We start from the raw sequence: 22,809 nt of genomic DNA on the forward strand, positions 1-22,809 counted from the left end.
CCGTCCCCTGCCGCCGCAATCGGGACGGGTCGACTCGAGTCCGGTCCGTCTCCGAACCGCAGAACGCGGGCGGCGACTCACTCGGTCGTCGTTGCGTCCGGAACGAAGACCGATTCCAACGCGGCGAGCATGTCCGTATACGTCTCGACGTCGAGCGGGCGGTCGGCGGCTTCCTCGTGGACGGCGAGCGTGTGTTCGGTCATCGGTGCGTCGACGCGCGCGTCTCGAGCAGTCGCCAGCACTTCCCGCAGTTCGTTCCGACGACGTGCGGCGTTCGACGCCATGTCGACGAGGAAGTACCGGGCGAACGCCGCGGGGGTCGTCCCGTCGAACGAGTCGTCGACGCTCTCGAGGACGTCTTCGGCCAGTTCGTACCGCTGGGCGGTCAACAGCGTTTCGACGAACAGCGCCATGATGCCCTTGGTGACCATACTTCGGCACATCTTCAGCGCTGCGGGACGCTCGACGTCGGTCCCGAACGGCCTGATCGAGAGGCCGGCGTCCGACAACACGGTCGCGTAGGCTTCGACGTCCGGACCGGCGAGGGAGACGGGGGCGTCGGCACCGTTGACCGCGACGGAATCCATGATCGCTCCCTTGAGGAAGGTCCCGCCAGCGTCGGTGACGGTTCGATCGATCATGCGAGTCGTTTCCGGGCCGATCGAGTTCAGATCGACGTACGTCGTTTCCGCAAGTCCCGTCGCGAGGTTCTCCGCGACCGGCGCGGCGGTCTGTGGCCAGACACACGAGAGCACGAGATCGCTCTCCGCCGCGAGGTCGACGAACGAGGCTGCGACCCGTGGATCGTCGGCACCGAGGCGAGCGCGAAGATCGTCCGGGGTGCGGTTCAGAACGACGACGTCGTGCCCTCCCTCGTGCAAACGCGATGCGAACGCCCGTCCGACTTCACCGTACCCGACGATTCCGACCGTCGCGTTCGGCTCACTCATCGCGATCGATACCGAGTAACCGAGTCGGCGTTCCGGCGGTGATCGCCTCGAGCGCGTCCGCATCGAGGCCGGTCGCTCGAAGCTCGTCGACGAACGATCCGTACGCGTCCGGCGGCGATTCGTTGTCGGCTTGCCCGTGATCGGTCGAGAGGACGCATCGGTCCGGGCCGATCGCTTCGATCGAGGACGCGAGTTCCGCGAGCGAGACGTCGCCGTGGAGAACCGGGAGATAGCACTTTTCGACGATCGCGCCGCGGTCGGCCATCTCGAGTTGGTCCTCGAGTGACAATCCCATGAACCCGAAGTCCGCGTGCGTAACGAGGTACGGAATCGAAAGCCCCATCTCCTCCATCGCGTCCAGTACGGCAACGCTCTCTTCGGGTGCGAGGTGGCCGTTGCCGAGCGCGACGTGTTCGTCGTGGTCAGCGAGCGTCTCGAGGACGTCCCTGACGTCCGGACGAAGCGTTCCGTCTTCGAGGGCGGTGAGCGACTGGTTCGAAAACGGAAACCCGCGGCCGATTCCGCTGGGGTCGAAGTTCGCGGCACTGAAGGTCGGCAACCAGACGACGCGCGCCCCCGTCTCGAGGGCGTGTTCGACGGCGGTTGGATTGAACCCGCCGACGAACGAATTGAGCGTGATCGACGAATAAACCTCGAGAGACGGGACCCGTTCGGCGGCCATCCGCGCGGGTTTGTGCGTGTCGCCGAAGTGGCTCTTGAGGACGAATCCGCGCATCCCCGCGTCGGCGTACAGTTCCGCGAGGTCGATCGCGTCGTGTTTTCGGTCGAAATACGACGGACCGGCGTGAACGTGGATATCGATTGCGCCGTCGACCCCGGCCATCAGGCACCCCCGTCGATCGATTTGGTCACGGAGTGGGTTTCGCCGAACGAGTGGATCGCCATCGAGTGTTTGCCGGCGCCGCCAGCGACCAGTACGTTGACCTTCTCGGGGGACTCGACGAGCGGAATGCGAGCGTCGGGATCCTGAACGTCGAATCGGTCGGCCCAGTCGTGGATCCCGTACATCCCCCCGGTTTTGAGTTTCGACAGCCGATTCCGCGCGTGATCGTAGACGAAATTCTGAATCTCGTCGATGGAGTATCCGTCTCGAGCGATCGTCTCGGCGTGTTCGGGGCCGAACACGAGCGTGACCTCGCCTTGCGTGTAGTAGGCGTTGTTGTTGCCGACCGTCGCGAGGACGTCCGAGGCGACCGTCAGGATCCCGTCGCCGCGCTCGCTCACGTGATCGTTGATTTCGTGGGGAGCCTCCGCTCCGAAGACGGTAACGGTGCTTTCGTCAGCGTCGAATCCGCGCCGGACGTGAAGCGGCTCCCAGGGAGACTTTCGTTCGTTCTCCGCGATACAGAAGCTGAACTTTCCCGGATGGCCGTGCGTCGCACGGTCCATCTGGCCGGGTTGACCGCCGCCGACGTTGACGAGGACCAGCCGTATCGCTCGCCCGATCGTGCTGTTTGCCCGCCAGCCCTGACCGAAGACGTTGTATCCGTAATTGATGCGGAGATCGTCGACGATCGGTCCGTTGACCGCGACGAGCGGCGCGACGGGGTGGGTCGTCGCGTTGACGCCGTACAGGTTGAACGGCTCTTCGGTCATCGCTTCGAACGCAGCGAGCAAGACCGGCATGTACGCCGGCTTGCAACCCGCCATCACGGCGTTGATCGCGATTTTCTCGACCGTCGCATCACCGTATCGTGGCGGAACCACTCCGACGACGTCGGCCGGGTCTCTGTCGGTTCCATCGATCATCTCCTCAACCCGTTCTCGGGTCGGTGGGATGACCGGTAAGCCGTCCGTCATATTCTCCCGGTACAGCGCCTGATTTACCGACTCGAAGTCAGATCCGTCGATGTCCAGTAGTTCGGACGTGAGTTCGGACCCCATCTTACAGTGGGCAGTACAGTTCTTCGTCGCCGATCTCCTCGCCGGCGTCGAGGTACTTCTGATCGTACTCCTCGAGCAACCGCTCCCTGTTCTCGGTGAGAATAGACACGATTTCGTCGACGGCGTCGGCCGCCCGTTCGTGAACGACGTCCTCGGGGACGTCGCCCATCGGGTGTTCGACCGTCAGAATCGGGAGCCCCGGCATTCCGAGCGAGCGACTTTCCGACTGGCCGAGGCGGACGAATTCGTCGCTGTTCACGGTGGCGACCGGCGTCCCTCGACCTTCGATGTCGACGCTATCGTAGACGCACCACGAGGTACACGACCCGCAGTCGCCGTACGCGTTTACGACCGCGTCGCAGTGCGTTGCCAGATAGGAAGCGATACTCCCGGCGGGGATGGCCGTGTTGTCCTTCGATCGGTGAACGGTCTCCTCGACGGCGTACTCTTCGGTAAGGATCCGCGAAACCTCCGCGAGGAAGACGTCGGCGTTCGTCTTCGCGTTGTCGAGGAATCCGATCGTGGTTCCCTCGAGCGACGACAGTCTGGTCGCGATTGGCCGGTCGTCGGTCTGTACCTCGCCGACGGGGCTGAGAATTTCGTCACGTCGTTGTTTCGTGGTACCAGAACTCATGTGAATGGTCCTTGATCAGCGATCGATAAAAACGTTCCCCGCGCGGACGTATCAGAAATATTGTCAGTACGTCGCGTCCGACATTACCGTCCGGAGTCAACGCGGTTGTCAGTCCCTGTCGGCCGCAGAAAGTCCGAGTGAAGCGGCCTAACACGCCCATATACACCCGCTTCATCGAGATGGTCCGGGTTCGGATCGTCGATGCATCCGGCCGAGTGCACCATATAGCTCGAGGTGATCGTCGGCTCGTTCGTCACGACCGGAATCGGCTTGGATACCGAAGGCGTAATAATGCAGGAAGAAAGTGTAGTCAGGAACTGACGATGTCGAATCCGCTACCCAGCGTCGAACGGCCGTTTCCGGACGCTTCCGGACGACCGGTTACGACGGTGATAGCGATTCGTTCGTCATCCGTGAATCGGTGAGTCGCAGTTGTTGGTGCCGAGAGAGGGCGTTTTGATCTTTCCGGAAACAGGAACACACGATTCTGGCAACCTGAATCGATTCGCTTTCAAATTTCATCCCGAAAATCAGTTCAAATCCGACGAATGAACCGATAGTAACGACTAGCCTGCTACTTGCGGTGGAACGCAGTTCCACTGGCGAAGAGTTGTGTGTTCGGTATTATCGAACAGAGGGACCTCCACGACATCGAACACAAATTCAGACTAGACCCGGCCCAACCGCACGTTCTGAGCCGCCGACGTCGAACCACGATCCATCGACCGAGACTTCGCGATCACCGACGGACGCTGCGTCAAAGGCGGCTTCCCTCCGTCATCGGCGATTTTGGCGATCGGATTCGGTGCGAACAGCTTTCCACAGGTCGGACCGGAACGGAGACGACGCCCCGTTTCGAATCGCGGAACGGTCTGTGGTGAACGGAAATGTGGAGATGACGTGCTTTCCAAACGTATGTTTGGTAAGCAGACGAGGCGGCGCGGGCGAGTCGTCGGAAGGGACACTGTTTTATCCGTGACACACCTCGGGGACAGTGAACATGTCGACCCGAAGATGGCGCGGTCACGGACAGATCGTCCGGAGGGAATACCTAGATGAGTGATCCAGTCGAGAGCCAGACGCGTTGCTCGTGCAAAATCGGCCGAAACATCGATCGGTACGATCTCGTCGGACTGAACGACGACCTTCGACATCGCCGTAACGAAAAGAACGAGAGCCTTCGAGCCCTTGCCGATTATATCAACAAGCGAATCCTCGAGGCGGCGATCGCCGACGCCGAGACCGACCTCACGAACGTCGCGTACGGAGCAGTGAGCACCGACGATGCACTGTCGGCAGTGTACGAAACCCTTACGAGCGACGACGCGCCGGCCGATCGAGAGGCGCGCGTCCGCAAACGCTTCGAGCAACACGGTATCGATCTCGAACGCATCGAATCGGACTGGGTGACACACCCGACCGTTCGATCCCATCTCAACGACTGCTTACACATCGATACGACCCGTCAGACCCGAATCACGGCCGAAACGGCCCGAAATACGATCGAGTGGGCGCGAACCCGATGCGGGCGGGTCGTCGAGCAAACGATAGCCCGGCTCGTAAGCGCAGATATCGTGGCAATCCGTGACGTCGAGGTGTCCGTCCTGATTCAGATCACCTGCTCCGAGTGTGGAACCACGTACAGATTCGGTGAGTTGCTCGAGGACGGTTCGTGCGCGTGCTATGCCGACGAACAGACCGAGTCGACCACTCACTGACGAACAGACCGAGTCGATCCCTGGATCAACGCGTCGCGCTGCTTCGCTTTTCGCCGTCGGTTATCGCCTCGTTCTCACGGTCGGTATTCGATCGTTACACTCGACTGATGACATCGAGTGGAGACGTCTAATTCAGCCGTCGTTCGGAATCGAGAGACCGTCTCCCAACCCGTATCGGACCCCTCGCTCGATGTGAATTAATTCTGTTCGTACTTATGTTTTTGTAAACAAAGTTCGCCCGGAGAATATAAATGGAAGGGGGCCGATGAGACGAATAATGTCACACTCTGATGGGACCCTTCAGAAACCGACCATCGGCGAGAGGGTCGAGTTAGATGTCGAAAATATGGGCGGTATCGACGCGTGTTCCGTCGAATTCCAGAGAGGGGTCACTCTGCTCACCGGGAGAAACGCGACCAACAGAACGAGCCTTCTCCGAGCGGTCAGCGGGATTCTCGGAGGAACGAACGCCACGCTCAAAAGCGACGCGGACGAAGGTCGCGTCACGCTCACCGTCGGCGACAGGGAGTACACCCGTCGGTACAATCGAACAGCGACCGGCGTTCAGGTGACGGGAGAACCGTACGAGCAGAACAGCGAACTCATCGATCTCTTCATCTCGCTTCTCGAGAACAATCCGGCCAGACTGGCAGTCGAGCGCGGCGACGACCTCCGGGAACTCATCATGCGCCCGGTGGACACGACCGAAATCGAGCGACGTATCGACCGGCTGCAAGACGAACGCGAGAAAATCAGCGCGGAGTTAGATCGCATCGAACAGCAGTCGAAACGGCTCCCGAAACTCGAGGAACAGCGACAAACACTTTCAGCGGAGCTCGAATCGCTCGAAGATGAGATCGAAACACTCCGTGCGGAAGTCACTAAATACGAGGCCGACGCCGAAATGGCCGAAGAGGCCGAGGAACTCGTCGATACGCTCGACGAGCGGCGAAAAGAACGAAGCGAAATCGAAGATCAGATCGATCTGGTGTCGGCCGAAATAGACGCGCTCGAAGGACAGCCAGCGGAACTGCGCGACGAGCGCGACAACCTGTCCGAATACACGGAGGCGGATCTGGAATCAGTTCGAGAGAAACTCCGATCGGTCCGAAACCGGAAGCGCGAACTCGAGAACACGGCATCTGATCTCTCTGCGATCGTCGAATTCAACGAGGACATCCTCTCCGACAGCATCTCGAATTTACCCGAAGAAACCACCGACAACGATCCGGTGACGGAACTCGCCCCCGAATCGGACCAGGAGGTAACCTGCTGGACCTGCGGCAACCGAGCGGAACGGGGGGCGATCGCGGATCGACTGGAGAAACTGCGGTCAGTCGTAACAGAAAAGAGAAACGAATCGTCCAACCTCGAGTCGCAGATTAGCGAGTTGGAGAGCGAACAGGAAGAGATTCGAGAAGCGATCGACGAGCGAGAACGGCTCGAAGCCGAGATTGACGAGGTAGAACGCAAACTCGAATCCAAAAAGGAACGCAAGGCGTCCCTCGAGTCGAAAGCGGCCGACGTGCGAGAAGACATCAGCGAACTCGAAACGGACGTCGCGGAAACCGAAGAGTTGCGCGACAGCGGCCTGATGGAGACCTACGAGCGAATCAGCGAATTACAGTACGAGCAAGGCCAGAAGCAACAGGAACTCGCGTCCGTCGAAGACGAAATCGAAGAGATCGAATCGTTACCGGACAAGTCCGATCTGCAGACCCAACTCGACGAAGTTCGCCAGGAACTCAATCGCGAGCGCGGACGAGTGGTGGAACTCGAATCCGACTCCGTCTCGAAATTCAACGAGCACATGGACGAAGTGCTCGAGATACTCAGTTATCGGAACATATCACGGGTTTGGATCGAGCGGAAAGAGACCGAGACGAGCGGTCACGAGAACACGACGTTCGATCTTCACCTCGTTCGAGAATCCGGAACGGGATCGGTATACGAGGACACGGTAGAAAATCTCAGCGAAAGCGAGCGAGAAGTGATCGGCCTGATAGTCGCACTCGCCGGTTTTCTCGTTCACGAAGTGTATCGAGAAGTGCCGTTCATGCTACTCGACTCGTTAGAAGCGATCGACTCCGAGCGCATCGCTGATCTCATCGAGTACTTTTCCGAGTACTCGCCATACCTCGTCGTCGCGTTGCTCCCGGAAGACGCCTCCGGCATTACGGAGCGCTATACGAGGATAACGGCTGACGAACTGAGCTAACGGATTCGCGTGCGAGCGCGAATTCGGAGTGGGAGAGAAAGAGGAGTCTTCCGGATACGCGAACGATCCGTTACGGTTCGGCGAGAAGGCCCGTGCGGTTCGAGAGAGGGGCGCAGATTCTCCACCGACGATCGGCGACGCGAGACTATCTCGGTTTACGCTGTTCGAGGACCGACATCCCTGATGATCCGGTATTGCCGGACGCATCGTCGATACCCACGGCCCCCGGGGCGATCCAATATCGGGGTAATCGGTGGAACTACCGGGACAAAATTGCCCATATTAAAATAAATTCGGACAGTTCCTGTATTATATGGCGAGATAGTGCGCCTATCGTTACGAAAATGCACGTATCCTCCCGGAATCAGACTCCGAACTGGTCAGAGAGCGATACCGGTCTGCGTCCGGCAATGCCGGAACACTTTCGTGCGATGAGGTGCATTGGGAAGACATGACGCGGGATCTCCCGATCAAATCCCTCCGCACGGCCTTCGCGATCGTCGAGGAACTCGTCGACCGAAACGGTGCAGGCGTTTCGGAACTGGCCACGGCGATGGACCGTCCGAAGAGCACGATTTACGATCACCTCGTGACGCTTCACGAACTCGGGTATCTCGTCGAGCGGGACGAAACGTACTACGTCAGTTCGAATTTTCTCCGAATCGGTGACCTCAATCGTCAAAGTAAGGAAATTTATCAGGCGAGCAGCGAAGAACTCGAGCGGCTAGCTGCGGAGACGGGCGAGCATGCGAGCCTGACGATCGAAGAACACGGGAAGGCGGTCATCATCGCGACCGAGGAAGGAGACGAAGCGATTCCCGTAAAGACCTACAGCGGAATCGTCATGGACATGCATACGTCGGCGCCGGGGAAAGCGATTCTCGCCTTCATGGACGAAGACGAGGTGTCCGACATTATCGACCGGAACGGGCTGACGAAACGGACCGAGAATACGATACACAACCGAGACGAGCTCCGTGAGGAACTCGCGTGGATACGAGAACACAATTACGCCCTCGACGACGAGGAGCGGCTTACGGGGATGCGTTCAGTTGCGGCTCCGGTGATCGACCGGGACGACCGCGTCAGGGGGTCGCTCACTATCTACGGGCCGACGAACCGGATCAACGATCAGCTCTTTCGCGAGGAGTTTCCGGAACTCCTGATGCGATCCGGAAACATCGTCGAAGTGTTGATGAACTACGATTAACTCTCCGGCACGTCGACTGCGGCCGGGTCCGTCAGCCCGTTGGAATCGGCAGGCGACTCGAGACTCGGAGTTGATACCTGTAACCCGGCATCGGAACCTGTAACCGGGTTCAGCTCCCTCGACTTCGGAATCCCTCACAGCCGTGATACCCGTCCGTGGGGTCGGGTATCCGCGGTCCAGGATAGCGGACGGAGCGAACGGCACAGATAGAGAACAGTTAGAGAACAGTTCCACGATCAGGAATCGGCGACGATTTCGGCCCATCCCTCGTCGTATTCGGCGAAATAGTTGAAGTCGGCGACGATTTCGGCGAACAACCACTCGTCGTCGACGAGCCGATATTCGTCGTGGTAAATGCCCTGTATCCACCCCGCCGATCCGTCTCGGAACGTACACGGAACCTCGAAATACCACGTGCCGGTCGCGGTCTCGCCGTCGATTTCGATGAGCGGATTGTGGACCATATGGGCCAGAAACGGATGTTCCGCTCCGACGACGTTCTCGGCGAAGTCGCGGACCGCGACACGCCCGTCGTACGTCCCGGTCGGGCCGAAGTCCAGATGCGCGTCCTCGGTGAACAGATCGGCGAACCCGTCCCAGTCGCGGGAGTCGATCCGGTAACAGTACGCCGCACGAAGTTCGGTAATCGATTCTCGGTGCTCCAGTCGGGTGAGTCGTTCGTCTATGCTCATAGTCGGGGAAGTGATCGAATGGCAGTTTCGATGTCGTCGCCGTCCGGGACGACTGCGTCCGCGAGCGGTGGCGAAAACGGAATCGGCGTATCGTCGACGCCGACTACTTCGATCGGCGCTTCCAGGTGATAGAACGCTTCCGATTCGATTCGCTTCGCAATGTACGCGCCCGGACCGTTTTGAATCACTGACTCGTCTGCGACGACGACGCGACCGGTCTTTCTCGCGCTCTCGGCGAGCGTCTCGACGTCCAGTGGCTTGACCGTCCGCGGGTTCACGACCTCGACGCTGATCTCCCCCTCGAGGGACGCGGCGACGTCGAGCGCGTCGTAGACCAGCTTCTGGGTCGCAATCACGGTCACGTCGTCGCCCTCTCGCTCGATTGCCGCCTCGCCGAGCGGGAGCGTGTACGACGAATCGGGAACCTCTCCCTCGCGATTGTACAGTTCCATGTGTTCGAAGAACAACACGGGATCGTCGCTCCGGATCGCGCTCTTCAGGAGCCCTTTCGAGTCGTAAGGGGTGGTCGCGAGGACGACGCGGACGCCCGGCATGTGCATGAACAGACCGTGAAGACTCTTCGAGTGCTGCGCGGCCGCGTTGAACCCCGAACCGCCGTTGACAGTTCGAATCGTCATCGGGACGGAGACGTCGCCGCCGAACATATACTTGAACAGACCCGCCTGGTTCATCACCTGATCCGCGGCGAGCCCCATGAAATCGGCGTACATGATCTCGGCGACCGGCCGCGACCCCGTCAGTCCCGCCCCCGCGCTGCTGCCGACGATGGCAGCCTCGCTGATCGGGGTATCGACGACTCGGTCGCCGCCAAATTCCTCGTGAAGTCCCCTGGTGATGCCGAAGCTCCCGCCCGGTTTGCCGATGTCCTGACCGATGAGGTAGACGGACTCGTCCCGGTCGAGTTCTTCGGCTAACGCGTCGTTGATCGCCCCACGCGCCGACTGTTCGTCCACGGTCACAACTCCTCCGTGTACACGTCCAGAAACGCCGTTTCCGCGTCCGGGAGGTCGCTCGTTCGGGCGAACGCGACGGCCTCGTCGATCCGCTCGCTGGCCTCGGCGTGCATCGCTTCGATAGCAGACTCCTCGAGGAGACCGGCATCGACGAGCGACGTCTCGAGTGTGTCGATCGGGTCGCGTTCCTGCCACTCGTCGACCTCGTCGTCGGTGCGGTAGGTCGTCGGATCGCCCTCGTAGTGGCCGCGGTAGCGGTACGTCTCGCAGACGATCAGCGAGGGACCCCCGCCGTTTCGGGCCCGCTCGACGGCCGTCGACGTCGCGTCGTAGACGTCCTGGACCGACATCCCGTCGACCGTCTCGGCCGGCATGTCGTAGACGTCGCCTCGAGCCTCGAAACCGTCGACGTGGTGCTGGTCCTCTGCCGGCGTCATCTCGCCGTACTGATTGTTCTCGCAGATGAATACGACGGGGAGGTCTCGGACGCCAGCGAGATTCATCGACTCGTGTACGGGGCCCTCGGCCATGGCGCCGTCGCCGAAGAACGAGAGACAAACTCGATCGGCGCCGGACCGTGAGATCGACAATCCGGCTCCGGCCGCCAGCGCCGGCCCCGCTCCGACGATACCGTTCGCGCCGAGCATGCCACTGTCGACGTCCGCGATGTGCATGCTCCCGCTCTTGCCGCCGCAGTAGCCGTTCGCCTTGCCGAACAGTTCGGCCATCATCCGGTCGGGGTCCAACCCTTTCGCGATCGAGTGACCGTGGCCCCGGTGCGTGCTCGTGATGTAGTCGTCGGCCTCGATAGCCGAACAGGCACCCGTCGCCACCGCTTCCTGGCCGATCGAGAGATGGACGAATCCGGGAAGTTCGTTGTTCTCGAACAGCGTCCCGACTCGGCTCTCGAACTCCCGAATGAGTATCATCTCGCGGAGTTGCTCGACTAATCGATCCGACTGCGCTGCTCCCACGTCTGGCATGCTCAGAGTTCTCACAGGCGACACCAAAAAACTATGTATGCGGTACGTCCGTCAGTCTCGGGTTCCGAACTCGGGATCGCGTTTCTCGAGGAACGCGCTTAATCCCTCCTCCTTATCGTCCGTCTCGAACAAGAGCGCCGTCAGCGCCGCCTCCAGTTCCAGTCCGGACTCGAGTTGTGCCCGCGTCTCGTTGATCGACTTCTTCGCGAACCACTGTGCGATGGGCGCCCCGTCCGCGAGTTCAGCAGCTAACTCGTCGACCCGGTCCTCGAAGTCGTCGTCTCCGACCACCTCGTTAACGAGGCCGATGTCTTCGGCTTCGCTGGCGGAGATGTGCTTGCCGGTCAGAACCAATTCCTTCGCTTTGAGGTACCCGACCAGATGGGTGAGTCGCTGGGTCCCGCCCGCACCCGGGATAATACCCAGGCCGATCTCCGGTTGGCCAAACGTGGCGCTCTCGGCGGCGACGATGAGATCACACATGAGCGCGATTTCGGTCCCACCGCCGAGCGCGACGCCGTTTACCGCGGCGATAACGGGAACGTGACACCCCTCGATTGCGTCTTCCACGTCGGCCATCGACTCGCGGAACTCGCCGCGGAACCAGACCCCCGACTGGCCCTGGAACTCCTCGATGTCGCCGCCGCCGATGAACGCGCGCTCGCCCTCGCCGGTCAGAACGACCGTCTGCACCTCAGAAGAGACGGTTTCGATCGCATCCGACAGTTCGGTCAGCACCGTCGCGTTTACCGCATTCATCGCCTCCGGACGGGTCACGCGAACGATCCCGATCGAATCGTGTCGTTCCACCGCTACTGTCTGGTAGTCGGATGACATTCGTCCGGTCTTCGAGGTATCGTGTGTTAATAGTTCCCCATACGATGGGAGTGACGACTCGGAGCGGTCTCGAACCGAAGACCAGACGGTCTCGAGCGGATGATCGTGCAGTCGTGGCGGCTCCGCTCCGGGGCGTTGACCGCTCCGTCAGTCGCGACGGGTGGTCGCTGGTCCGTTTCGGGAGCGGGAGCTGTGCGGTCGTCGCGACGGGTGTTCGCTTCGGGGGTGAGAGCCGATTCGTCAATACGATCGCGGGAGGTCGAGAACGTTCGTGCTCACGAACGACTTTACCAGTTCGTCGCTGACCGGTGCGACGCGGGCCAGTCTAACGTCGCGGTACAGGCGTTCGACGTGGTATTCGTCAGCAAAGCCCATTCCACCGTGGGTCTGGATCGCCCGATCGCACGCCTTGAAACCGGCGCGGGCCGCCATGAACTTCGCCGCATTGGCCTCCATCGAGCAATCCGCGCCCTCGTCGTACAGTGACGCCGCCTTGTAGATCATCAACTTGGCCGTCTCGAGTTCCATCTTCGATTCGGCCAGTGGGAATTGGACGCCCTGATTCTCGCCGATGGGGCGTTCGAAGGCTTCCCGCTCGTTCGCGTAGTCGACTGCCAGGTCGAGCGCCAGTTCGCCCGCAGCGAGCGGAATCGCAGCCCAGATTATCCGCTCGGTGTTGAGCGTCCCGAGGACGTGATAGAATCCGTCGTCTTCGGTGCCGAGCAAGTTCTCGTCGGGCACGTGGACGTCGTCGAAGACGACCTCACAGGAACCGAGACTGCGCATACTGAGTTTATCGATTTTGTTCGTGGTTATCCCATCCGCATCCGCCGGAACGACGAACAGCGAGATACCGTCGTGGCGAGAGCCCTCATCGATCGGCGACGTCCGGGCCAGCGTGATGATGTAGTCGGAAACGTGTGCGCCGGTCGTCCAGATCTTCGTTCCGTCGATGCTGTACCCGTCACCGTCTCTCTGCGCAGTCGTCTTGATGCCGGCCGTATCGAGGCCGGCGTCGGGTTCCGTGAGACCCAGCGAGGCGATCGCTCCGTCGGCGATCGCCGGTAACCAGCGTTCCTTCTGGTCTTCGGTCCCGTGTTCCGTGATCGATATGCCGCCGAACACCGGGCCGAGCGTCAACATGTTCGGTCCGCTGACGCCCCCGCCGTTGCGCCCGAGCGCCAGTGCGACCGCAACGACCTCTTCCATGCCGAGGCCCTCACCACCGTACTCCTCCGAGACGGTCAGGCCGGCGAACCCGGCCTCGGTGAGATCGTCCCAGATCTCGTGAGGAAACTCACCGGCATCGTCCTTCTCACGCCAGTATTCGAGATCGTAGTCGGAACAGATATCTTCGACGAGACGTTGCATCATCTGCTGCTCCTGGGAGAGCGCGAAGTCCATCACCGGACTATTTAGGTCTCCCGGCTTAGTGTTTTTGTAGCGTTTTTATCATTTCGAGTGCTCGAGAGCCCGGCCGATTCGAGTGCGAAGGAGTCAAATCATCAATTTCGTGTCGACGGCCGTCCGCTATCGAGTCAGCGGCTCCCCATCACCGTCACCGGCTCAGCGAAAGTCGATCTCCGGGTCTCGAATCCCCGAGATCGTATCTGCGTACGCCGAGTCGCGACAGGCCGCGTACGTGAGTCGCTTCATCGTCGCGTCGGAAGCGCCGGCGGGCGATTCGACCGTCACCGACGGATCGCCATCGCCGAGTTCGACCTCGAACGACGGGATCTGCCAGTCGTGAGCGGCGGCAATCTCGCGAGCTGTCGCCTCGAGATCCCGTGTGACGGCCGCTTCGACGCTGGTTCCCCGCGTCGTCGACTGCGCATCAGTCCGAAGGTTCGGTTCCGTGACCTCGTGCGAAGCGCCGCTCGTGGCCGACCGGTCTGCCACGGTCAGCGACGGCGCTTCGACGCCTGCAACCAGGTCGTCGAGGAACCGCGCGGCGTCGGCACCGTCGACCACGCGGTGGTCGAACGAAAGCGAGAGCGTGCAGGTCCGTCCGTCACCATCGTCTCGAACCCGTCCGACGCCGAGGATGGCCACCTGTGGCGGGTTGATGATCGGGTCGAACGAATCGACGCCGAACATTCCGAGGTTCGAGATCGTGAACGTGGCGCCTTGCAGGTCGTCCACCGAGTACTCCTCCTCGAGGATGGCAGCGGTGAGGCGACGTCGCTCGCTCGCGATACTGGCCAGCGTCCGCTCGTCGGCCGACCGTATGACCGGCGTCACGAGGCCCCCGTCCATGTCCACGGCGACCGCGACGTTCCGCTCGGCGACGACCCTGATCGTCTCGTCCTCGAACCAGGCGTTGAACGTCGGGTGCGCGTCCAGCGCCCGAACCGTCGCGCCGACCAACACGTCGGTGAAACCGATCGGCGCGTCGGACTCGCTCGCCAGTTCCTCGGCCGTCCGGAACGCTCGCTCGACGGCTACCGTTCGATCGAGCGTGACGTGGGGTGCCTGCTGGGCAGACCGAGACATTCGATCGGCGATCGTCTCTCGCATTCCGGTGAGGCGTCGCTCCTCGGCGACGGTGACCCCGACCCGGTCGGCGTCGGTCGGCGTGGTTCCCGTCGTCGAAGTGCGGTCGGTCGCGGGCTCTGCGGAAGCGGATCGCGAAATCTGTCCACCCGCCGCTCGGACGTCGGATTCGGTGACGCGATCTCCGATGCCGGTCCCCTCGATGTCGTCGATCGAAACGCCGAGTTCACGGGCCAGTCGCCTCGTGCTCGGACTGGTGAAGGTGGGGCGAGACGGCGCAGTCCGGTCCGGACTCTCGTTTCCTCTCTCGTCCGCGTCGATTCGCTCCGCCACGTCGGCGCGGAGAATCGCCCCCTCCGGCCCGGTGCCGTCGACCGTCTCGAGGTCGATATCTTGGTCCGTCGCCAGTTTGCGCGCACCGGGGGCTGCTCGTACTCCTGCCTCGTCGCTTGCGGCGGACTCCTCGCCCGACGGAGTCTCCTCGCCCGATGCAGCAGAGGGGGCGCTCGAGGCGACCCGCTCGGCTTCGTCGGCGGAGTCTGCGTCTGGGCCGTCACCGACGCGCTGGCCGCTCGCAGATTCGGGATCGATGCGGCTTCGCGGAGCGGGCGCATCGTCCAGTCGTTCGTCGGGACCGCACACGATACCCATGACCGTACCGGGGGGTACCTCTTCGCCCGCTTCGACGTCCACCCGTGCGAGCGTCCCGTTCCGTGAGGCCTCGACCTCTCCGGTGGTTTTCTCGGATTCGACCACTGCGATGATGTCGCCCTCGATAACCTCCTCGCCCTCGTCGGGCCCCCACTCGACGAGGAGGCCGCTCTCCATCGTATTGCCCATCATCGGCATCCGAACTGCCTGAACCATTGCTTGTCCCTCTATGCAGAGCGAAAGACCAAAACTGTAGCGTCGACACTCGCACCGGCCTGCGGTCGGACTGTCGCAGTCCCCCTCGAGGTGGGCCAGTCGCCGGCGTCGAGCGTGGGCGGACGACCCGTGACGCCGAGAGTACCGTTCGTCCGGATCGAGTTCGTGCGCGAGAGATGATACTGTTGCTACATAAACCATAAGACCGGGTCTCACACAGGTTGTGAGTATGCGACAGGCGAACTTCGGTTACATCGTTCGAAAGAAGTCGTACTATCGACCCGAGGATATCGCGATCGTCGAACAGGCGACACAAGCGGAACACACCTACGCGGAACTGGAACGGCGCTCGAACAGTCTCGCACGGGCGCTTGCGGACCGGGGCATCGGGAAGGGGGATCGAGTCTGCGGACTATTTCGAAATTCCGTCGAGTTTTTCGAGCTGTTTTTCGCCACGTGCAAACTGGGTGCCGTCCTCGCCCCGTTCAACTACCGCTTGTCCCCCGGCGAACTCTCGTACCTCAAAGACGACGTCGACCCAGCCCTGTTCGTCTACGAGGGCGTCTTCGAGGAGACGGCGTCTGCGCTCTCGCCCGACGACGTCACGACCGTCCGTATCGGCGACCCGGCCATCGAGACGGACCTCGAGCCGGAGAACTGGGAGTCGTTCTACGAGTACGACACCGACGAAGTGAGCGTGGCGGACGGGTTCGAAGACCCCGCGATCGTGCTGTATACGAGCGGTTCGACCGGGCGACCGAAAGGGGTCCCGATCTCGCACAAGAACCTGTTCTTCTCGTCGGTCAGCTACAACGTCGACACCGAACTGAACAGCGACGACGTGACCGTGACCACGGCCCCGATCTTCCACGTCGGCGGCCTCAACATCTTCACGCTCCCGCTCGTACACACGGGCGGCACCTGTATCCTCCAGCAGGAATTCGAGCCCGAAGAGACCTGGGCGATCATGGCCGAGTACGACGTCACGAAGATGTTCGCTATTCCGACGATGTTGAACGCGATGATCGGCGTCGATGGCTGGCAGTCGTACGATCTCGAGGCGCTCGAACTGGTCGTGGGCGGGGGCGAACCGGTGCCGACGGAACTCAAAGAGAGCTTCGCGGAGATCGACGTTCCCTGTATCGCGGCCTACGGTCTGACCGAAACGACCGACGGGTCGCTGTTCCTCCGCCCCGAGGACGCGATGGACAAGCCGCCGAAGTGTAACGGGAAGACGTTCACCCACGTCGACGCGAAGGTCGTCGACGAGAACGGCGACGAGTGTCCGCCCGGTGAAGCCGGCGAACTCCTCCACCGCGGGCCGTCCGTCTCCGAGGGGTATCTCGAGTTGCCGGAGAAGACGGCCGAGACGTGGGACGAGGACGGGTGGTTTCACACGGGAGACATCGCCGAAGTCGACGAGGACGGCTTCTACCACATCCACGGTCGCGTGGACGACATGATCATCTCCGGCGGCGAGAACATCTACCCCAGCGAGGTCGAAGAGGCGCTCTACTCCCACGACCGAGTCGACGAGGTCGTCGTGTTCGGGGCCGACGACGAAGAGTGGGGTGAGATCGTCACGGCCGTCATCGCGACGACCGACGGCGACCCGATCTCCGACGGCGAACTCGCCACGTTCCTCGACGACCGGCTCGCGCGATTCAAACACCCGAAAGCGGTCACGTTCGTCGATACGCTTCCCAAGAGTGGGACGGGCAAGATCGAGCGACAGACCGTCGTCGACCGGCACGGGGACTGATACGCCTCGGGCCATCGGAACGTAACTGATACGCCTCGGGCCATCGGAACGGTGGACAGAACTGTTTTCACGCTCCCCGCAGAGATGTGGATATGCAACTCGATGGCACGACGTGTCTCGTCACCGGCGGGAGTTCCGGTCTCGGGCGTGCGACCGCACTCGAGGCGGCAGCGGCTGGTGCGTCCGTCGTCAACGCCGACATCAGCCGAGACCCGCGAGACGGCGGCGTCCCGACGGACGAACGGATCGCGGCCGATGGCGGCGAGGCGGTCTACGTCGAGACGGACGTGACGAGCCTCGAATCGGTTCGCACAGCTATGGACGCCGCCCGAGAGGAGTTCGGGGGTATCGACGCCGTGGTCAACAACGCGGGCCGCGCGGAATCCTACGCCATCGTCGACACCGACGAGAGCAACTGGCGGGCCACGTTAGAACTCAACCTCACCGGCGTCTACCACGGGTGTCTCGCCGCGGTCGAACGGATGGTAGCGGACGGCGGCGGTTCGATCGTCAACATCGGGAGCGTCTTCGGCGTGGTCGGCGCGCCGAATTCGGCCTCCTACAGCGCGACGAAGGGCGGCGTCCTCGCGCTGACCCGACAGATCGCACGCGACTACGCCGACGATGGGATCCGCGTCAACGCCGTCTCGCCCGGATTCGTCGATACGCCGCTGTTGCAGGAGGATACCCACGAGGGGACTATCGCGTATGCCGAGCGTGAGACCCCGATGGGGCGCGTCGGTGACCCAGCCGAAATCGCCGACGCGGTGGTTTTCCTGATCGGTGACAGTGCCTCGTTCGTAACCGGACAAAACCTCGTCGTCGACGGCGGGTACTCGATGTCGTAACGTGTTAGAGGAGATGCGTTTCCCAATACAATAATTAACATAGATGTGTTTGTGGATACCATGGACATCGACCTGAGCGAGTACGACGGGTACGACGAGGCCTACGAGCAATTCGAGTGGGATATCCCGGACACGTTCAACATCGCGGAGGCGGTCTGTGGTCGGTGGGCGGGCCGGGACGATGGCAAACACCGCGTCGCCTTCTTCTACGAGGCCGAAGACGGAAGCCGTGAGACGTACACCTTCTGGCAGGTCCAGCGGATCGCAAACAGGGTCTCCAACCTGCTCTCGGACGTCGGCGTCGAGCGAGGGACTCGCGTCGGTGTCGTTCTGCCACAGCGTCCCGAGACGCTCTTTGCGAACCTCGGCGTCCTTCAACTGGGGGGCATTTCCGTTCCGCTTTCTGTTTTGTACGGTACCGAGGGGCTGCGATACAGGCTGGATCACTCGCAAACGGAAGTCGCGATCGTCGACGCGGAACGCGCGAACGTCGTCGCGGATCTGCGTGAGGAACTCGACCACCTGGAGACGATTATCACTCTCGACGACCCCGTCGGGGTAGACGGCCGCTCCTGGGAACAGGGGGTTGCAGCCGCTGCAACGGATTTCCAAACCGTCGAAACCGACGCCGAAGATTCGGCGTACATCATCTATACGAGCGGGACGACCGGCAAGCCGAAAGGGGCACACCACGCCCACCGGAAGCTTCTGGGGTACATACCGGGCTGGCAACTGATAAACGAGTTCCCCGGTGACGGATCGGTCCACTATACTGCGTCCGGCTGGTCGTGGGTCGGCGGGCTATTCGCGGTGGTCTGGGGCGCGTGGTATCACGGCCAGCCGGTCGTCGGGTACGGCGGACAGTTCGAGCCGGAAACGGTCTACGGGCTGTTGGAACGGTACGGCATCACCAATCCGCTGTTGACCTCGACCATGATCCGAATGATGAAAGACGTCGACCACTCACAGTACGACTTAGACGTCGAGGTCGTCCCCAGCGGCGGGGAAAAGGTGACCACGGATATCTTCGAGTTCGTCGAGGACGAGTGGGACGCCGTCGTAAACGAGATTTACGGACAGACCGAGTGCAACTTCCTCGTCGGGACCAACCACGAGTTGATGGACGAAAACCGGGACGCCACCGGAAAACCGTGCCCGGGACACACGGTCGCGATCATCGACGAGCAGACCGGCGACCGAAAGGACCCGGGCGAAATCGGTCACATCGCCGTTAAACGACCCGATCCGTCGATGTTGCTCGACTACTGGAACCAGCCTGACCTCACGGCGGATCTGTTCGTCGGCGACTGGATGAAAACCGGCGACGCCGGCTCCGTCGACTCGGACGGCTACATCTACTACGAGGGCCGAGCCGACGATGTCATCATCACGAGCGGCTACCGAGTCAGCCCGCTCGAGCTCGAGGAGTGCCTTCGAGAACACGGGAGCGTAAACGACTCCGTCATCGCGGGCATCGACGACGAGGAGCGAGGAACGATCGTCAAGGCGTTCATCAAGCCAGAAGACGCCGTCGATCCGTCGGACGATCTCGTGTCGGAACTCCAGAAATTCGTCAAAGACCGCGAAGCCGCCTACAAATATCCCCGCGAGGTGGAGTTCGTCGACGAATTCCCGACGACCGTCTCCGGGAAGGTCCAACGACACAAATTAGTGGAGTAGTCGGTACGTCAGCGGCGAGAGCGACTCGCCATCTGCCTATCTCCCGTCTCTGAATCCGTCCTCTCTCTCCCGTCCTGAATCCGTCCTCTCTCTCCCGTCTCGGTGTCCATTCTCTCGGTATCGGGACACTCCGGCGAGGCCCCGTTCTACCGCTGCCGACGGTTCACCGTGTAACGTAATGTTCTTATCCGAGATTTGGCAATCTGATACTATGGGACTCGACGCATTCTCTCTGAAAGGCCGTGTCGCAGTAGTAACTGGCGGGAGTCGTGGTATCGGCGAGGAAATCGCAGTGGCGATGGCCGAGGCCGGTGCGGACGTCGCACCGGTCGCCCGGTCTGAAGACGCTCTCGAGGCGACGGCGGACCGTATCGAGGAGGCGGGCGGGACTGCCCACCCGCGCCCGCTCGACGTGACCGACGTGGCAGCCGTCGAAGCGATGTTCGACGACGTCGAGGCAACCCTCGGAGAGGTCGACGTGCTCGTCAACAACGCCGGAGTCAATCCCTACTTCGGAAACACGCGGAACCTGGACGTCGAGACGTGGAACACGATCCTGAACGTAAACGTCACCGGAGCGTTCCACTGCGCGCGTGAGTTCGGCCGGCGGGTCGACGAACGCGATGGCACCGGGTCGATCGTGAACGTAGCCAGTGTCGGCGGCGTCGTTGCACTTCCCTACCAGACGCCGTATACGGCATCGAAACACGCGATGGTCGGGATGACCAAATCGCTCGCGGTCGAGTGGACGCCACAGATACGCGTGAACGCCCTCGCGCCGGGCTACGTGAAAACGGAGTTTACCAAGGGCGTTCGCGAAAACGAGGACATCCGCGACGACATCCTCGAGACGATCCCGCAGAACCGCTTCGCCGACCCGGACGAGATCGCTGCGAGTGCGGTCTACCTCGCGAGCGATGCGGCCGGGTACGTTACGGGGGAAATCCACGTCGCTGACGGTGGGATCGCCGCCCAGTAGCGCCACGTCGTAATTCGACGTTCGATTCTCGAGATAGAACTCGCTGACTCGGACTCGTCACATTGATCGACGTGCGCAGCAGGCCGTGCGCCGTCGAACTACCGGCCAGCAGGCTGGGCACCGTCGAACTACCGGCCAGCAGGCTGGGCACCGTCGAACTACGCACGCAACAGAATGTGCGCCGTCGAACTGAGCGCTCCTGTAGACCGAGTTCGGTGAGTCCGCCACCTCGAGTGCGCGGCCGTTACAGCGCGTCGTTGTCGGCGGTCGCGACGAGCATGGTGTGTACGTCTACGACTGCCGTCTTCCCGCCGTCCGTCACTAACTCGTTTCGGGCAGTCACGAGTCCCCACTCGTCGGTTCGCCGCTCGGTGTCGGTGATCTCGATCTCGCCGCGGACCGTCTCGCCCGGGGACACGGACTCGAGATACCGGACCTCGTCGTGACCGTAATTCATGACCAGTGCGGCATCACTCGCGACTGCCTCGACGAGGAACCCGTTCGCGATACCCAGTAGCAGCGTGCCCTGAGCGACCACGTCGTCGACCAGGGGGTGATCCGCCGCATAGTCTCGGTCGACGTGGATTGGATCGGTCGCATCGGTCGCGCCGATGAACAGTCGAATATCCGAGTCGGTCACCGTTCGGCCGTCGGTCTCGTACTGTTCCCCGACGTCGAAATCCTCGAAGACGCGGCTGTCGGCCATGCGAGAGACTGACTCGGTGGGCGGTATAGAAAGTTGTGGCACGAGCGTCGCCTCGAGTCGGCCGACGCGAACGCTGTCTCGAGTTTGGTGACGAGAGAGGTAGCCGAGGACAACCGGCAGCCGACGACGTCCGAAGTGGAAACTCTGGATAGCGAGATCGGACCGATCGTTTCCTGTTCGAATTCGTCCGAGCAGTACGGCCGTGGCCGTTCAGCGGAGGGCGGATCGCTCGGCGAGAACGCGACTGGGGGAGTCGACGGGCACCGAGCCGATCACTCCGGGAGCAATTTCGCCGCACCGGCGCCCAGGATAGTGTCGACCTCCGCCTGCGTGAAGGTCGGGTCGACGGTCCGGTCTGCGAGGCCGGCAACGAGTTCGATCCAGTCATCTTTCGGAAAGACCGGATCGAACGCCGGGTCGTCGGTGCCGAAGTGAACGCGCGTCGCACCGAGTGCATCGACGAACCCGCGGACGGCGGTCGCGAACTCGTCGGGGTGTTCCGGGGCGCGGTCCTGCCAGGCCGAGACGTCTACGTGGAGGCCAGTGTTGATCTTCGCATCCGCGATGGCGAGGAGGTCGCGCCACCAGCCAAGCGCCATGTGTGCGACCACGACGTCGAGGTCGGGAAAGTCCACTAACACTTCGTCGACGTGGATGGGGTGTGAGTACTTGCTGTAGAGGGGCGCCGAAATGGGACCCGAGTCCGTCAGTACCGGAACGTCGTAGTCGTCCGCGACTTCCAACAGCCGGTACGTCTCCTCGTCGTGGAGGTGAAATCCCGCGGTAGGATGGAGTTTCAGTCCCGACATCCCCCACTCCCCCAGCGCGCGGTCGATAAACTCCACGGCCCCGTCGCGGCGCGGGTCGATGGTGGCGAACGTGATCAGTTCGTCGTGGGCTGCGCCCAGGTCCGCGAAGTGACGATTGACCGTTTCGATCGACGTATCGGGTTCGCCCAGGTGCAGTCCCCAATCGATGGGGAACACCACCTGCTTGTCGATGCCGGCCTCCTCCATGCGCTCGAGTAGGTGCTCCGCTTCGGGGTCCCAGTACGTCGGCAGATACCGCTCGCGCACCGTCGACCGGTCTATCTCGGTTCCGTGCGTTTCGTTTTCCCGGACGATGACGTCTACGAGGCTCTCCCACCAGCGCTTCGGAAGCCAGTCCTCCGCCCAGAGGTGGGCGTGAATATCTATCACTTCGCTCATTCACCCGGGGGATTTCGTAGCCGCGATTATCAATATGTAGGGTCGGTTCGGTCGGGTGTCGGTGGGAGACGTGACCGGTCCACGCATCAGTCACGAACTGAGGGACCTGCGAATCGCCTCCCGGTTCGAACGGTCAGAAACGTTA

19 protein-coding genes are annotated in these 22,809 nt (G+C 61.9%); 7 read left to right on the plus strand and 12 right to left on the minus strand.

Annotation, left to right across the window (positions count from 1 at the left end; translation table 11 throughout):
- Positions 1 to 77: 77 nt before the first annotated feature.
- The 4 genes from NJT13_RS19925 to NJT13_RS19940 are packed head-to-tail and all read right to left on the minus strand — an operon-like array spanning position 78 to position 3,489.
- Complete coding sequence (locus NJT13_RS19925) at positions 78 to 950, minus strand: NAD(P)-binding domain-containing protein (protein ID WP_254525904.1); 873 nt, start codon at positions 948 to 950, stop codon at positions 78 to 80.
- Positions 943 to 1,794 (minus strand): DUF6282 family protein, encoded by an 852-nt coding sequence (locus tag NJT13_RS19930; RefSeq protein WP_254525905.1) that lies wholly within the window; start codon positions 1,792 to 1,794, stop codon positions 943 to 945. The genes NJT13_RS19925 and NJT13_RS19930 overlap by 8 nt, the downstream gene beginning before the upstream one ends.
- Positions 1,794 to 2,855 carry a hypothetical protein gene (locus NJT13_RS19935; RefSeq protein WP_254525906.1) on the minus strand — a complete coding sequence of 354 codons (1,062 nt, stop codon included), beginning with the start codon at positions 2,853 to 2,855 and terminating at the stop codon, positions 1,794 to 1,796. Before NJT13_RS19935 ends, NJT13_RS19930 begins: the two co-directional genes overlap by 1 nt.
- A 1-nt stretch (position 2,856) precedes the next feature.
- Entirely contained in the window at positions 2,857 to 3,489 is a 633-nt protein-coding gene (locus tag NJT13_RS19940) for a UGSC family (seleno)protein (RefSeq protein ID WP_254525907.1), read from the minus strand.
- Between the two features lie 1,055 nt (positions 3,490 to 4,544).
- Between NJT13_RS19940 and rdfA the strand changes: the two genes are divergently transcribed.
- From rdfA to NJT13_RS19955, 3 genes are all read left to right on the plus strand, one after another.
- Positions 4,545 to 5,207: a rod-determining factor RdfA gene (rdfA, locus tag NJT13_RS19945; RefSeq protein ID WP_254525908.1), complete on the plus strand. Its 663-nt coding sequence runs from the start codon at positions 4,545 to 4,547 to the stop codon at positions 5,205 to 5,207.
- A 277-nt stretch (positions 5,208 to 5,484) separates the two neighbouring features.
- Entirely contained in the window at positions 5,485 to 7,425 is a 1,941-nt protein-coding gene (locus NJT13_RS19950; RefSeq protein ID WP_254525909.1) for an archaea-specific SMC-related protein, read from the plus strand.
- Positions 7,426 to 7,876: 451 nt separating this feature from the next.
- Positions 7,877 to 8,635 carry an IclR family transcriptional regulator gene (locus NJT13_RS19955; RefSeq protein WP_254525910.1) on the plus strand — a complete coding sequence of 253 codons (759 nt, stop codon included), beginning with the start codon at positions 7,877 to 7,879 and terminating at the stop codon, positions 8,633 to 8,635.
- Positions 8,636 to 8,871: 236 nt separating this feature from the next.
- Here NJT13_RS19955 and NJT13_RS19960 read toward each other — a convergent pair whose 3' ends face one another.
- The 6 genes from NJT13_RS19960 to NJT13_RS19985 all read right to left on the minus strand — a co-directional run bounded on the left by NJT13_RS19960 (position 8,872) and on the right by NJT13_RS19985 (position 15,481).
- A complete protein-coding gene (locus tag NJT13_RS19960) occupies positions 8,872 to 9,327 on the minus strand; it encodes a nuclear transport factor 2 family protein (RefSeq protein ID WP_254525911.1) in 456 nt (151 codons plus the stop codon).
- Positions 9,324 to 10,301, minus strand: a complete 978-nt coding sequence (locus NJT13_RS19965; protein WP_254525912.1) for an alpha-ketoacid dehydrogenase subunit beta — start codon at positions 10,299 to 10,301, stop codon at positions 9,324 to 9,326. The genes NJT13_RS19960 and NJT13_RS19965 overlap by 4 nt, the downstream gene beginning before the upstream one ends.
- 2 nt (positions 10,302 to 10,303) lie before the next feature.
- Positions 10,304 to 11,284 carry a thiamine pyrophosphate-dependent dehydrogenase E1 component subunit alpha gene (locus tag NJT13_RS19970; protein ID WP_254525913.1) on the minus strand — a complete coding sequence of 327 codons (981 nt, stop codon included), beginning with the start codon at positions 11,282 to 11,284 and terminating at the stop codon, positions 10,304 to 10,306.
- A gap of 51 nt (positions 11,285 to 11,335) precedes the next feature.
- Positions 11,336 to 12,121, minus strand: a complete 786-nt coding sequence (locus tag NJT13_RS19975) for an enoyl-CoA hydratase/isomerase family protein (RefSeq protein WP_254525914.1) — start codon at positions 12,119 to 12,121, stop codon at positions 11,336 to 11,338.
- A gap of 240 nt (positions 12,122 to 12,361) precedes the next feature.
- Positions 12,362 to 13,525 (minus strand): acyl-CoA dehydrogenase family protein, encoded by a 1,164-nt coding sequence (locus tag NJT13_RS19980; RefSeq protein WP_254525915.1) that lies wholly within the window; start codon positions 13,523 to 13,525, stop codon positions 12,362 to 12,364.
- A 162-nt stretch (positions 13,526 to 13,687) separates the two neighbouring features.
- Complete coding sequence (locus NJT13_RS19985; protein WP_254525916.1) at positions 13,688 to 15,481, minus strand: 2-oxo acid dehydrogenase subunit E2; 1,794 nt, start codon at positions 15,479 to 15,481, stop codon at positions 13,688 to 13,690.
- A gap of 229 nt (positions 15,482 to 15,710) precedes the next feature.
- Here NJT13_RS19985 and NJT13_RS19990 point away from each other — a divergent pair, with 229 nt between their 5' ends.
- The 4 genes from NJT13_RS19990 to NJT13_RS20005 all read left to right on the plus strand — a co-directional run bounded on the left by NJT13_RS19990 (position 15,711) and on the right by NJT13_RS20005 (position 20,750).
- The gene (locus NJT13_RS19990; RefSeq protein ID WP_254525917.1) at positions 15,711 to 17,243 is read left to right on the plus strand and encodes an AMP-binding protein; all 1,533 of its coding nucleotides are present in this window, start codon (positions 15,711 to 15,713) and stop codon (positions 17,241 to 17,243) included.
- A 92-nt stretch (positions 17,244 to 17,335) separates the two neighbouring features.
- Positions 17,336 to 18,091: an SDR family NAD(P)-dependent oxidoreductase gene (locus tag NJT13_RS19995; RefSeq protein ID WP_254525918.1), complete on the plus strand. Its 756-nt coding sequence runs from the start codon at positions 17,336 to 17,338 to the stop codon at positions 18,089 to 18,091.
- Between the two features lie 60 nt (positions 18,092 to 18,151).
- Complete coding sequence (locus NJT13_RS20000) at positions 18,152 to 19,771, plus strand: acetate--CoA ligase (protein WP_254525919.1); 1,620 nt, start codon at positions 18,152 to 18,154, stop codon at positions 19,769 to 19,771.
- 211 nt (positions 19,772 to 19,982) lie between these two features.
- Positions 19,983 to 20,750: an SDR family NAD(P)-dependent oxidoreductase gene (locus NJT13_RS20005; RefSeq protein WP_254525920.1), complete on the plus strand. Its 768-nt coding sequence runs from the start codon at positions 19,983 to 19,985 to the stop codon at positions 20,748 to 20,750.
- 244 nt (positions 20,751 to 20,994) lie between these two features.
- Here the strand turns inward: NJT13_RS20005 and NJT13_RS20010 are convergent, their stop codons facing one another.
- Positions 20,995 to 21,456 carry a MaoC family dehydratase gene (locus tag NJT13_RS20010; protein WP_254525921.1) on the minus strand — a complete coding sequence of 154 codons (462 nt, stop codon included), beginning with the start codon at positions 21,454 to 21,456 and terminating at the stop codon, positions 20,995 to 20,997.
- Between the two features lie 272 nt (positions 21,457 to 21,728).
- Positions 21,729 to 22,664, minus strand: coding sequence for an amidohydrolase family protein (locus NJT13_RS20015; protein ID WP_254525922.1), 936 nt, complete (start codon positions 22,662 to 22,664; stop codon positions 21,729 to 21,731).
- Positions 22,665 to 22,809 lie beyond the last annotated feature (145 nt).

It is taken from the genome of Natrinema caseinilyticum, assembly GCF_024227435.1.
Lineage (GTDB): Archaea > Halobacteriota > Halobacteria > Halobacteriales > Natrialbaceae > Natrinema > Natrinema caseinilyticum.

What these genes read in the sequence shown, in the direction of transcription:
- NJT13_RS19925 (WP_254525904.1), bottom strand. Translation starts at nt 950, where the DNA reads ATGAGTGAGCCGAACGCGACGGTCGGAATCGTCGGGTACGGTGAAGTC.
- NJT13_RS19930 (WP_254525905.1), bottom strand. Translation starts at nt 1,794, where the DNA reads ATGGCCGGGGTCGACGGCGCAATCGATATCCACGTTCACGCCGGTCCG.
- NJT13_RS19935 (WP_254525906.1), bottom strand. Translation starts at nt 2,855, where the DNA reads ATGGGGTCCGAACTCACGTCCGAACTACTGGACATCGACGGATCTGAC.
- NJT13_RS19940 (WP_254525907.1), bottom strand. Translation starts at nt 3,489, where the DNA reads ATGAGTTCTGGTACCACGAAACAACGACGTGACGAAATTCTCAGCCCC.
- rdfA (WP_254525908.1), top strand. Translation starts at nt 4,545, where the DNA reads ATGAGTGATCCAGTCGAGAGCCAGACGCGTTGCTCGTGCAAAATCGGC.
- NJT13_RS19950 (WP_254525909.1), top strand. Translation starts at nt 5,485, where the DNA reads ATGTCACACTCTGATGGGACCCTTCAGAAACCGACCATCGGCGAGAGG.
- NJT13_RS19955 (WP_254525910.1), top strand. Translation starts at nt 7,877, where the DNA reads ATGACGCGGGATCTCCCGATCAAATCCCTCCGCACGGCCTTCGCGATC.
- NJT13_RS19960 (WP_254525911.1), bottom strand. Translation starts at nt 9,327, where the DNA reads ATGAGCATAGACGAACGACTCACCCGACTGGAGCACCGAGAATCGATT.
- NJT13_RS19970 (WP_254525913.1), bottom strand. Translation starts at nt 11,284, where the DNA reads ATGCCAGACGTGGGAGCAGCGCAGTCGGATCGATTAGTCGAGCAACTC.
- NJT13_RS19975 (WP_254525914.1), bottom strand. Translation starts at nt 12,121, where the DNA reads ATGTCATCCGACTACCAGACAGTAGCGGTGGAACGACACGATTCGATC.
- NJT13_RS19980 (WP_254525915.1), bottom strand. Translation starts at nt 13,525, where the DNA reads ATGGACTTCGCGCTCTCCCAGGAGCAGCAGATGATGCAACGTCTCGTC.
- NJT13_RS19985 (WP_254525916.1), bottom strand. Translation starts at nt 15,481, where the DNA reads ATGGTTCAGGCAGTTCGGATGCCGATGATGGGCAATACGATGGAGAGC.
- NJT13_RS19990 (WP_254525917.1), top strand. Translation starts at nt 15,711, where the DNA reads ATGCGACAGGCGAACTTCGGTTACATCGTTCGAAAGAAGTCGTACTAT.
- NJT13_RS19995 (WP_254525918.1), top strand. Translation starts at nt 17,336, where the DNA reads ATGCAACTCGATGGCACGACGTGTCTCGTCACCGGCGGGAGTTCCGGT.
- NJT13_RS20000 (WP_254525919.1), top strand. Translation starts at nt 18,152, where the DNA reads ATGGACATCGACCTGAGCGAGTACGACGGGTACGACGAGGCCTACGAG.
- NJT13_RS20005 (WP_254525920.1), top strand. Translation starts at nt 19,983, where the DNA reads ATGGGACTCGACGCATTCTCTCTGAAAGGCCGTGTCGCAGTAGTAACT.
- NJT13_RS20010 (WP_254525921.1), bottom strand. Translation starts at nt 21,456, where the DNA reads ATGGCCGACAGCCGCGTCTTCGAGGATTTCGACGTCGGGGAACAGTAC.
- NJT13_RS20015 (WP_254525922.1), bottom strand. Translation starts at nt 22,664, where the DNA reads ATGAGCGAAGTGATAGATATTCACGCCCACCTCTGGGCGGAGGACTGG.